Below are 10,789 nucleotides of genomic sequence, written 5' to 3' on the forward strand. Positions count from 1 at the left end.
ACTGGGAAGCGCGGGCCATCGAAACGGTGTCTCGGCATGGGCGCCGGCGCATCTTGTTGACCTCCTTGCTGGATACCAAGGCGTGGCCGGCCAAGGAGATCGCGGCGCAATACCAGGAACGCTGGCACATCGAGACCAGCTACCGCGAGCTGAAGCAGGACATGTTGGGGGACGAATTGACGTTACGCAGTGGCACTCCGGAGACCGTCCGACAGGAAGTGTGGGGGACGCTCTTGGCCTACAACCTGGTCCGACTGGAGATGGCTGAGATCGCGCGGGAAGTGGGGGTTGCGCCGACCGATCTTAGCTTTACGACAGCGCTGCATTATTTGCGCTATGAGTGGAGCTGGCTGGCGATCAGCAGCCCCGGCACCTTGCCGGCGCGCTTGCTGCGTCTGCGGGAACGCCTCGGGGAGTTGTTGCTACCGAAACAACGGCGGGGGCGTGAATGCCCCCGCGTGGTGAAAAAGCTGCCGTCCCGTTACCCAATCAAACAGGTTCGATCCGCTAAGTGAACGGCATTAGAGCCATCGGCTCCCTTTTTCAGTAGTGGCCCTTGGCCAAACTGACGCTCAGGCCCGCAACCATCCTGCTGCAATCGGCCGGGCCAGCACGCAGCGGTACAGTCGTTCCACAGCGCCCACCACAGCCTCGCCGCAAGGCAACCAAAACGGCACTAGCAGGGCGTACGCCAGCGCCGCAACCACCACGCTGCCGAGCATGTCGAACGGGAAGTGCACGCCGAGAAACACGCGCGACCATGCTACCGCCACACCGACCAAAAGCATCGCCAGACCGCAAAGCCTAGCCCGACCGAGCAAGAGGGTCAGCGTCACAGCGGCCATGACCGTGCCGTGATCGCTAGGGAACGACGAGTCGGCAGCATGCGGTATAAAGCGCGCGCCGAGCCCGATCATAAACGGCCGCGGATGCGGCCAAAACTGACCAACGACTTGCGCTATCAGCAGGGCCAGCACCGTCACCAGCACGGCGCGCACGGCCAGCACGCGCTGCGGATGGCCACCTTGCAGCCACAAACCTACCATCAGCAACGGCACCGTGAAGATCAGGTACTGGGCGGTCACGATGCCGGCGACGATCGCTAGGTGCGGTGTCGCCGCGGTGGCATTGATCGAGAGAAACAGCGAGTGGTTCAACGCTTCGAGGGAACTCATCAAAAATCCATTGCTCAGTTCGACTTGACGCTAGATATAGCGCGGCAAACTTAACAGAATCTTAGCGCCATCACAAAACCCTGTTAAGCAAGGCCTGGCAATAATGCCGGCAGGATTGGCGGCACTCGCCCCTCAAGGCAACTGCCTGAACGGCAGGGGTGAGCCGGTCTCCAGCAAACTCTTCAGCCCGCACAGAATGGCCGGCCAGCTTCGGGTAATGCCGGCGTAGACTACGCTGCCCGGCTCGAAGTCGTCGTGCGTCAGCGTCAGACGCATGATGCCGTCTTCCACAGGCTCCAGCAGCAGGCTGACCCGAGACGGCTTCTCGAAGCGCCCGGCCTCGAACGACACCTGCTGGCAGGTATACGCCAACTTGCGCGGAGGGTCGCAGACCAGCACCGTACCGGTCTGATCGACCCGACCATCCTCCTCCCATAGCGTCAGCGGCGCACCGATCTGCCAGCTCGACTCGACCCGATGCCAGTAGCGCCGGGTTGTCTCGCCGTCGATCAGCGCCTGCCAGAGCGCCTGAGGCGTTGCCGCGATATAGCTGACATAGACAAACCTGAGCTCGTGCATCGCCACCTCCTGCGGAACGCCGACTACTGCTTCGACGGGTGCGTCATATCGATCGGCACCATCCATGCCCGATACTGCTCTGTCGTCAGATAGCCGAGCGCTTCGGCCGCTTCGGCCAGCGTCGTGCCGTCGTGGTGCGCCTTCTTGGCGATCTGGGCGGCCTTGTCGTAACCGATATGGCGGTTCAAAGCAGTGACCAGCATCAGGTTGCGCTCGAGGTTGGCCTCGATCTTCGCCAGATTCGGCTCGATACCGCGCGCACAGTGCTCGTCGAACGCCAGGCAGGCATCGCCGATCAGGCCGATGCTCTCCAGCACGTTGTGCACCATCACGGGCTTGTATACATTGAGCTGAAAATTGCCCTGGCTGCCGGCAAACGCTACCGCCGCGTCGTTGCCGAACACCTGCACGCACACCATCGTCAACGCCTCGCACTGGGTCGGGTTGACCTTGCCCGGCATGATCGACGAGCCCGGCTCGTTTTCCGGGATGTTCAGCTCGCCGATGCCGCAGCGCGGCCCGCTGGCGAGCCAGCGCACGTCGTTGGCCAGCTTCATCAAACCGCCGGCCAGCGTGCGCAGCGCCGCCGACACATTGACCAGCGCATCGTGCGCAGCCAGCGCGAAGAACTTGTTCGGCGCAGAGCGGAACGGCGCACCGGCCAGCTGCGCGATGTGCTGTGCGGCGCGGTCGCCGAACTCGGGGTGGGCATTCAGGCCGGTGCCGACAGCGGTGCCGCCGATAGCCAAGTCGTACAGCCCCGGCAGCGCCGCCTCGACCGCGGCAAGCCCGAAATCGAGCTGCGCGACCCAGGCGCCAATTTCCTGCCCAAGGGTGATCGGGGTGGCGTCCTGCAAATGGGTGCGCCCGGTCTTCACGATGCTCTGATACGCGTCGGCCTTGGCCGCCAGCGTGGCGCGCAGCTGGCGCACCGCCGGGAACAGTTGCTCATTCAACTCGGACACCACAGCGATATGCATCGCGGTCGGGAAGGTGTCATTGGACGACTGGCCGCGGTTGACGTGGTCGTTCGGATGCACCGGTGTCTTGCTGCCTCGCGTACCGCCGGCGAGCTCGATCGCCCGGTTGGCAATCACCTCGTTGGCGTTCATGTTCGACTGGGTGCCTGAGCCGGTCTGGAACACCACCAGCGGAAATTCTGCATCGAGCTTGCCTTCGATCACCTCGTTGGCCGCCTGCACGATCAGGCGCGCCTGCTCAACCGGCAGCTCTCCGAGCTCGGCATTGGCCTCGGCCGCCGCCCGCTTGAGAATGCCCAGTGCCCGGATCACCGGCCTCTGCCAGCGAAAACGCGTCACACCGATCGGAAAGTTGTCGATCGAGCGCTGCGTCTGCGCGCCCCAGTAGCGGTGTGCAGGCACCTCGATGGCGCCCATCGAATCGGTCTCGGTACGGAAATCCGTCATGGGATGCTTCCTCCTCACTCGATGATGCGGCCGGGTAGGCCAACTCATCCTAAGTGTACTGCTTACACCCGGTTACGCCTGCTTACCATTGCCCCACAGACCGAGCGAACGGCAAAACTTACGATGCGCCGATAACGAATCCGCGAAGGAACCCCCATGCGCAAACACTGGTCGGTCATCGGCTTGACCCTGTTGCTGGCCGCCCCCATGGCCCCTGCCAAAGCACTGGTCTGCACCCCGACACCCAACCCCGCCACCTTGCGAGCGGCGCTTGCCCGGCCTCCTGCAGCGACGCCGCAAGCAATGCCGGTGCTCCACACAGAGGGCACGCTGCCGCATCAGGGCATTTACGACCAATCGGTGCAGGCAAAACGCGACTTCGACTATATGCGGGTGCTGGCACTGGTATGGCGCACCGAGCACGACCAGGCCGCGCTCGACCGGCTCACGGTGTATTTCGACGCATGGACCGGAGTCTACCGCCCCAGCTTCAACCCGATCGACGAAACCAGCATGGACGGCCTGATCGATGCGTACAGCCTCAGCCAGGCGGACTTACCGGCCGCCACCCGTGAAAACGTACGTCGACTGCTACGCGACATGGCCGAAGGCTATCTCGCCCGCATGCAGGCGATGCGACCGGCCAGTCAGGGTACGTCGGTCAACAACTGGCAGAGCCATCGCGTCAAGCTCGTCACGCTCGCCGCCGTGGCGTTGCACGATGGCCATCTGCTGAATGCCGCACGGACCGCGTTTCTGCGCCAGCTCGACGCCAATATGCGGGCCGACGGCTCGGTCATCGACTTCGAGGAGCGCGATGCGCTGCACTACGTCGTCTACGACCTGGAGCCGCTGACACGCGCCGCGCTCGCCGCCCGCGCCATGGGCCAAGACTGGCTGACGCTGGCCGGCCGCGATGGCCAAAGCCTGCAGAAGGGGCTGAACTGGCTGCAGCCGTTCGCAGACGGCCGCAAGACTCATGAAGAATATGTGCACACAACGGTGAAATTCGACCTGCAGCGCCGCGAGGCTGGACTGCCGGGCTTTAGCGGCCAGTGGGACCCCAAGAGTGCCAACGGGCTCTATTGGGCGGCCAGCCTGCTCGATGCACGCTACCATCCCCTCGCCCAGAGCTTGGCGAAGAACCCACCACTGTGGCTTGCTGCGGTGTGCACCTCGTAGCCATAGGCCTGATCCGCAATGCGACTGCCGCCCATTCCGGGCGGTATTCTCACGCCGCAGCGGCGAATCGGGCACAATGGCGGCGTTGATCCGCACTGCTGTCCGATGAAACCGTTCCTGCTCTATCTTGCCACCGCTCTGGCCGAAATCGTCGGCTGCTACCTGCCCTATCTGTGGCTACGCCGGCAGGGCTCGCCGTGGCTACTGTTGCCGGCTGCACTCAGTCTGGCGCTGTTCGCTTGGCTCTTGACGTTGCACGAAGCCGCATCCGGCCGGGTCTACGCCGCGTACGGCGGCATCTATATCAGCGTGGCGCTGTGCTGGCTGTGGTTGGTCGACGGCATCCGGCCGAGCTGGTGGGATCTGGCCGGGGTCGCCGTGTCGCTGAGCGGCATGGCGATCATCCTGTTCCAGCCACGCTGAAACCCCGCTTGCAGAACCGTCTGGCCATCCCCAATTCCTCCGCATGAAACGACTGCTCGCTCCGCTTTGGTTCCTGCTCGCCAGCCTGTTCCTGCTGGAAGCCTGGCGGTGGGATCGGCTCGGCCCGTTGGTGCGCCGCTTCGTCGATTGGGCGCCGTGGCGACCGCTGACCGAGCGGCTGTCGCGCTGGCTCGCTGCGCTGCGCCCCTACCCGGCGCTCGCCGGCGTGGCAGTGCCGATGCTGATGCTGATTCCGCTGAAATTCGTCGAAGTGGCGTTGGTGATCCAGCAGCGCTACCTGCTGGCGATTCTGACACTGCTGTTGGCCAAGCTGCTCGGCATGGGCATCGCGTCGTGGCTGTTTGCGATCTGCAAGCCGGCACTGCTCCAGATCGACTGGGTGGCGCGTGCCTATGCGACCGTGCTGCGCGCGCTAGACTGGGCGCATGCGAAGACCGCGCCGTACCGCCGCTGGCTGCAGCGCCGCCTCGCAGCCGGAGCGAATGGACGGCAGTGGTTGAGGCTGCGGCGTTTGCGCCGCTGGGCGCAGCGACGTACCCGCGAAACCGACCTTTGATCGGTCAATGCCCGGCGTTGGGTAGTGAAATCTCCGCTTGTCAGCCGGCCGCCTTGTCCAGCCGGCGCAAAAATACGCCCATCTCCTTGGCCGCCTGAAGGTCGCCCTTCAGCTCGGCCACCGCAATGCCATCCTGGTACACCAACCGTGCCGCATCCGGCTTCTGGGCCGCCACCAACACCTTGCCGAGCAGCTTCCACGCCGCCGAATAGTCCGGCTGCATGACCAGCGCCTCGCGCAGGTACGCCTCGGCCTCACTCAGCCGTTGCTGGTGCATCAATTCATTGGCGATGCCAAAGCGCAGCATGGCGCCGTCACGCGGTGTGCCGACCAGTTTCATCAGCGCATCGAGCATCGGAGTCGTCATGGTATGTCCTCAAGTTCCGCAGCGACCGCAGGGGCGGTGAGTTTGACCGTATTGTTGCAGTGCGGGATAATTATAGATTGGTTGCAGGAGAGAGAGGGCTATCCCTCCGCCGAAGACGCAAGCTCCCATAATCGTTCAGGCAAAAGAACTGCAACCGGGACATCGATTAGCCAATTGGAGAGAGGTCGGCACCCGCCGACCCACCGAAGGGGCGTGTGGCGCCAGCCACCATAAACTCTCAGGTAAAAGGACAAGGGGAGAGGCTGACCGGGCACTGATTGCCCGTGACGACCGAGCCAAGCCCTTGACCATGCTAATGATCACCCTGTCCATCCGACCTATCGGCCTATCCGCCGGTTCCCCCGCTTTGTCGACGCGCCGACGTCGACCCGATCGACCGTCACACTGTTGATCCATCATTCTCATTGAGACATTCGTCGGGCGCTCCCGCGGCCGACGACGCCGTTATTGACGCTTCATCATCAAGAACAAAACATCATGCTGACTTATATCTATCTAATCGCCATTACCGCCGAAGCGATGACCGGGGCGTTGGCCGCCGGCCGCCGCAATATGGACATCTTCGGCGTCTCGGTCATCGCCTTTCTCACGGCCCTGGGCGGCGGCACGGTGCGCGACATCGTGCTCGGCCACTTTCCCATCGCTTGGACCCAGCACCCCGAATACCTGTACCTGACGCTCGGCGCCGGGGTGTTCACCGTGTTCGTGTCGCGCTATATGCATCGGCTGCGCAATGTATTCCTGGTGCTGGACGCACTGGGCTTGGTGGCGTTCACGCTGATCGGCAGCAATGTCGCACTCGGCATGGGCTACCAGCTGCCGGTGGTGGTGGTCGCCGGTATGATTACCGGTATCGCTGGCGGCGTGCTGCGCGACGTGCTGTGCAACCGCGTGCCGGTGGTGTTCCGCCAGGAACTGTATGCCAGCGTGTCGCTGGTGGTCGCCCTGCTCTACCTTGGGCTGCACCATCTGGGCGTCGGCGAGAACCTCAATATGCTGGCAAGCTTTGTCGTCGGCCTCGGCATCCGTCTGGGCGCCGTGTACCGTGGCTGGAACCTGCCTACGTTCTCGTACCAGCGTAGCCTGCACTGAGCAGGCGCCACCTCAGAACCTGTTCACGATCTACTGCGCTCGGGTGATCCGGCGTTGAAATAAGGCTCAACATGCTTGTCTACTCGATGAGCACATTCCGCTTTTTCGCGTCATTTCGTCCTGGCTGACCCTTCGTTCGTGAGGCCGCGAACAGGTTCTCAGTGCCCGACGAAGCGTGGCGCGCGCTTGCCGTTGAACGCCGCCACCCCCTCGGCGAAGTCGGTACTCTGCCCCAGCTCACGCTGGTAGTCGCGCTCGATGACCAGTTGCGCCTGAAGCGTGTTGCCCGCGGAGACCTGCAGCGCCTGCTTGATACGTGCATAGGCCAGCGTCGGACCGTCGGCAAGGCGCCGTGCGGTGTCCTGTACGGTGGCGGCGAACGCCTCATCGTCGACGCATTGCCAGATCAGCCCCCAGTCGGCCGCCTGCTGCGCCGGCAGCTTGTCGGCCAGGAGTGCCAGGCCCATCGCGCGGGCCGAGCCAACCTGGCGCGGCAGAAAATAGGTACCGCCGGCATCCGGCAGCAGGCCGATCTTGCTGAACGCTTGGATAAAGCTGGCCGAGCGCGCGGCGATCACCAGATCGCAGGCCAGCGCGAGATTGGCCCCAGCTCCGGCGGCCACCCCGTTTACCGCAGCGATCACCGGCTTGGGCAGCTCGCGCAGTCGCGTCACCAAGGGACCGTAGTAGCGCTCCAGTACCTCGCCCAAGTCATCCGGCACTAAAGACAGGTCCTGGCCGGCGCAGAAGCCACGCCCGGCACCGGTCAGCACCAGCACGCGGACTGCATCGTCGCTGCTCACCACAGTCAGGGCCTCGGCCAGTTCTTCGTGCATCTCGACTGTAAAGCTGTTCAGGCTGCCCGGCCGGTTCAGCGTCAGCGTGGCCACCCCATCCTCGATGGCGAGGAGGATGTGCTGATAGGAACGCGTCATGGAATTTCCTTGGCTACGCCCGCCTTGCCACTTGGTCGGCCGTCGGGCTGTGGTATCAGGGAGCACGGGGCGGCGCGCCCGGCGCCGTCACTCGTGCTCGCCCACTATACCATCGACCAAGCGCATGCTTGATTCTGTCGACATAACCAACTGCGGTATCTACCAAGGCGACATGGCGCGAAAAAGTGGAAAGGACTCATCGAGTAGATAAGCATGTTGAGCGCCCTTTCAACACAGGATCACCCGCGCGCAGCTGATCGTAGACAGGCCCTTAGGCTAGCTCTTGTCCTGACCCGCGGGATCGTCGGCCGACGCCGTCTGTTTGCCCTCGTCCTCCGACCGACCATAGCTACGCCGGATCGCCGCCAGCTTGCTCAGCCGGTCGCCGATTAGCCGATTGACGCTGCCTTCGGGGAAGCTTCCCTGGTCATCCATTTCCCCTGCGCTCACGCCAGTCAGCAGCTCGATGGCCTGATCGGCGGTCTCCAGCGGATAGATGCTGAAATGCCCGGCTGCCACCGCGTCGATGACGTCGTGGCGCAGCATCAGGTGTGAAAGATTGGCGGCAGGAACCAATACGCCGTGTTCACCGTCCAGACCACGCCGCCGGCAAATATCGAAAAATCCTTCGATTTTTTCATTGACCGCGCCAACGGCCTGAACCCGCCCCAATTGGACACTGAACCGGTAACCGCCAGCGATTGCCGCAAAGGCAGCCCCACCAGCGATGACATCAAGGCACACAGCTCTGCCACCGATGCGCTGTCGCCCTCGACCATTCCATAGGTCTGCTCGAAGACTAGACTGGCCGACAGCGACAAGGGCTGCTCGGCGGCATAGCGCGTGGCGAGAAAGGCGGACAGAATCAGCACCCCCTTTGAGTGAATCGCCCCGCCCAGCTTCACCTCGCGCTGGATATCGACCAGCTCGCCACTGCCCAGCCGGGTCGCCGCAGTGATGCGCACAGGCTGAGCAAAGGCGAACTGGCCCAGCTGAAAGACAGACAGCCCATTGACCTGCCCCACCTGCTTCCCTTGGGTATCGATGCGCAGCACACCTCGCAGGATGTCCTCATGCACCCGCTCCCGCAGGCGATAGGATCGATGGATCTGTGCATTGATCGCCTGTTCGACGTCACTACCGGCTACCGTCTTCCGACTATCTTGTCTTGCCCAGTAATCGGCCTCACGCACCAGACTGACCAAGCTTTCCATATGGGTTGACAGCCTCTCGGCATCCTCGGCCCGGCGGGCGCAGTACTCGATCACTCTCGCCACGGCCTGCCGATCAAAAGGTCGCAGGCCGTCCCTGCGTACCAGGGTACCGATCAGGCGCGCGTACATTAGGTCGGTTTCATTGCTGCGCACAACCTCATCCTCGAGGTCGGCCACTACGCTTGAACAGCGCGGCAAACTCAGAGTCATACGCTGCCAGCAGGTAGTACAACATCCGATCCCCCAGCAACAGCACTTTGACGTCCAGTGGAATCGGTTCTGGCTCCAGTGACACCGTGCTGATCAGGCTAAACATCTGCCCGATCGACTCGATGCGGACCTCGCGGGTAGACAGCGCGCGCTTGAGCGCCTCCCAAGAAAACGGCTGGGTCAGGAGTTTGAGCGCGTCCAATACCAGATAGCCGCCATTGGCCAGGTGCAGGGCACCCGGTTTGATCTGCATGAAATCGGTGACAAGCACCCCCATGTGCGACAGGTGTTCGACCCGGCCGATCAGGTTCTGACAGGTCGGATGCTCCTCATCAATCACAGGCGGGCAGGAAGACTCGGCATGCTCAACCAGCACATTGACGCGAAAACGGGCGAAATCGGCACCGTCCGGGGCCATGTTCGACAGCGAGGGAGAAGAATCCCCGTCGTCTTTGGGCTGGCGAAAATCGTCAATATTTTCAATAATATTTTGTCGCACCTCGTCTAGATAAGCCTGTACGGCCTCTATCCCGGCAAAGTCCTCCCGCAACGAGTCGATCAGATGACCTACCGCGAATAGCACCGCTTCTTCATTGAGCTTGTCCACCCGCGCTAACCTCTCCCGCCGCCAGCGCGGCACCTGACGAATCACTTTCTCGAGCCGCTCCCGTAACATCTCGGTATCGCGTTCTATGCGCTGCTGCTCCTGCGGCGTCAGCTTGCCAAACTCTTCCGGGCTGAGTACCTCGCCGTTCTTGGCCGGTGCGAGAGAAAAACCCTTGAGTGTGCGCAGCAGGACTATGCCACGGCTGTTCGCCTCGTCTCCGATCGCATCGAAGGCTTGAGTCTGACGCTCGCTGAATTCCTCGTTGATCTTGTCGAGACGCCGACGGTATTCATCCCCCTCGAATACGGCAGGAATGGTCGCATGCAACTCATCCACCAATTGCTGCATGTCAGCCCGCAGCTTGAACCCCATTCCAGCGGGCAGACGGATGGCGCGCGGCTTATGCGGCTGGGCGAAATTGTTTACATAGCACCAGTCGCTGGCAGGCGCCCCGGTAGCGCATAACTCCTGGCTGAGCAGTTCGCGGACCATGGTTCGTTTGCCACTGCCGTGTGGCCCCATCACGTAGATGTTGTAGCCGTGATGGCGCATGCCGACCCCAAAGCGGGTCGCATCGATCGCTCGCACCTGACCAATGATCTCGGTCAGGTCCTCCAAGTCCGCCGTCGTATCGAAGTTACTAACCTTTTAGAAAGTAATGCCATTTCATGTGATAATTTTCTTCATGAAATGCAAACGAAACTCTGACGCCCGCGGGATTGACCACCACACCCTCCAGGTCATGCGCCAGCAAGCCGTCAAGGCGATTCGAGAGGGCCAATCGGTGCAAAGCGTAGCAGCCGCCTACGGTGTCAACCCGCGCACGGTGTTTCGCTGGTTAGCAGACTTTGCCAATGGCGGCCAAAACGCCCTGCTGGCCAAGCCGATCCCGGGGCGTCCACCGAAGGTGACGGCCGATGAGATGAGCTGGCTGGCCAAGGCGGTGAAAGACAATACGCCGCAGCAGTTCAAGTTCGAGT

At 62.6% G+C, this 10,789-nt stretch carries 14 protein-coding genes and 2 riboswitches; of the genes, 6 read left to right on the top strand and 8 right to left on the bottom strand.

Features of this window, described 5'->3' with window-relative positions; translation table 11 throughout:
- On the top strand, window positions 1-515 hold a 515-nt coding region (locus QU481_RS22780), incomplete at its 5' end, for a transposase (RefSeq protein WP_289829323.1).
- Window positions 516-572: 57 nt separating this feature from the next.
- On the opposite strand, the gene QU481_RS22785 is transcribed toward QU481_RS22780, so the two are convergent.
- From QU481_RS22785 to fumC, 3 genes are all read right to left on the bottom strand, one after another.
- Window positions 573-1,175, bottom strand: coding sequence for a phosphatase PAP2 family protein (locus tag QU481_RS22785; protein WP_289832272.1), 603 nt, complete (start codon window positions 1,173-1,175; stop codon window positions 573-575).
- Between the two features lie 132 nt (window positions 1,176-1,307).
- Window positions 1,308-1,754 carry an SRPBCC family protein gene (locus QU481_RS22790; RefSeq protein WP_289832273.1) on the bottom strand — a complete coding sequence of 149 codons (447 nt, stop codon included), beginning with the start codon at window positions 1,752-1,754 and terminating at the stop codon, window positions 1,308-1,310.
- A 23-nt stretch (window positions 1,755-1,777) separates the two neighbouring features.
- Window positions 1,778-3,181 carry a class II fumarate hydratase gene (gene fumC / locus QU481_RS22795; protein ID WP_289832274.1) on the bottom strand — a complete coding sequence of 468 codons (1,404 nt, stop codon included), beginning with the start codon at window positions 3,179-3,181 and terminating at the stop codon, window positions 1,778-1,780.
- A gap of 156 nt (window positions 3,182-3,337) precedes the next feature.
- Here fumC and QU481_RS22800 point away from each other — a divergent pair, with 156 nt between their 5' ends.
- From QU481_RS22800 to QU481_RS22810, 3 genes are all read left to right on the top strand, one after another.
- Complete coding sequence (locus tag QU481_RS22800; protein ID WP_289832275.1) at window positions 3,338-4,363, top strand: alginate lyase family protein; 1,026 nt, start codon at window positions 3,338-3,340, stop codon at window positions 4,361-4,363.
- 105 nt (window positions 4,364-4,468) lie between these two features.
- Window positions 4,469-4,786 (top strand): YnfA family protein, encoded by a 318-nt coding sequence (locus tag QU481_RS22805; RefSeq protein ID WP_289832283.1) that lies wholly within the window; start codon window positions 4,469-4,471, stop codon window positions 4,784-4,786.
- Between the two features lie 43 nt (window positions 4,787-4,829).
- Window positions 4,830-5,363, top strand: coding sequence for a hypothetical protein (locus QU481_RS22810; protein ID WP_289832276.1), 534 nt, complete (start codon window positions 4,830-4,832; stop codon window positions 5,361-5,363).
- A gap of 40 nt (window positions 5,364-5,403) precedes the next feature.
- Here QU481_RS22810 and QU481_RS22815 read toward each other — a convergent pair whose 3' ends face one another.
- Window positions 5,404-5,730, bottom strand: coding sequence for a tetratricopeptide repeat protein (locus QU481_RS22815; RefSeq protein WP_289832277.1), 327 nt, complete (start codon window positions 5,728-5,730; stop codon window positions 5,404-5,406).
- A 74-nt stretch (window positions 5,731-5,804) separates the two neighbouring features.
- Window positions 5,805-5,891, top strand: a riboswitch (glycine riboswitch).
- Between the two features lie 4 nt (window positions 5,892-5,895).
- Window positions 5,896-5,993: riboswitch (glycine riboswitch) on the top strand.
- A 235-nt stretch (window positions 5,994-6,228) separates the two neighbouring features.
- On the opposite strand from QU481_RS22815, the gene QU481_RS22820 reads away from it, so the two are divergent.
- Window positions 6,229-6,843, top strand: a complete 615-nt coding sequence (locus QU481_RS22820) for a trimeric intracellular cation channel family protein (RefSeq protein WP_289832278.1) — start codon at window positions 6,229-6,231, stop codon at window positions 6,841-6,843.
- Between the two features lie 158 nt (window positions 6,844-7,001).
- On the opposite strand, the gene paaG is transcribed toward QU481_RS22820, so the two are convergent.
- The 4 genes from paaG to QU481_RS22840 form a co-directional block, all read right to left on the bottom strand.
- A complete protein-coding gene (gene paaG / locus QU481_RS22825; protein WP_289832279.1) occupies window positions 7,002-7,778 on the bottom strand; it encodes a 2-(1,2-epoxy-1,2-dihydrophenyl)acetyl-CoA isomerase PaaG in 777 nt (258 codons plus the stop codon).
- 276 nt (window positions 7,779-8,054) lie between these two features.
- The gene (locus QU481_RS22830) at window positions 8,055-8,324 is read right to left on the bottom strand and encodes a hypothetical protein (RefSeq protein WP_289832280.1); all 270 of its coding nucleotides are present in this window, start codon (window positions 8,322-8,324) and stop codon (window positions 8,055-8,057) included.
- Entirely contained in the window at window positions 8,324-9,121 is a 798-nt protein-coding gene (locus QU481_RS22835) for a Lon-insertion domain-containing protein (RefSeq protein ID WP_289832281.1), read from the bottom strand. The genes QU481_RS22830 and QU481_RS22835 overlap by 1 nt, the downstream gene beginning before the upstream one ends.
- Window positions 9,122-9,149: 28 nt before the next feature.
- The gene (locus QU481_RS22840; RefSeq protein ID WP_289832282.1) at window positions 9,150-10,427 is read right to left on the bottom strand and encodes an AAA family ATPase; all 1,278 of its coding nucleotides are present in this window, start codon (window positions 10,425-10,427) and stop codon (window positions 9,150-9,152) included.
- Between the two features lie 67 nt (window positions 10,428-10,494).
- Here QU481_RS22840 and QU481_RS22845 point away from each other — a divergent pair.
- Window positions 10,495-10,789, top strand: a 295-nt coding sequence (locus QU481_RS22845) for a helix-turn-helix domain-containing protein (RefSeq protein ID WP_289828410.1), incomplete at its 3' end; no start/stop codon positions are given.

Source organism: Crenobacter oryzisoli, assembly GCF_030385785.1.
In the GTDB taxonomy this organism is placed as follows: Bacteria; Pseudomonadota; Gammaproteobacteria; order Burkholderiales; family Chromobacteriaceae; genus Crenobacter_A; species Crenobacter_A oryzisoli.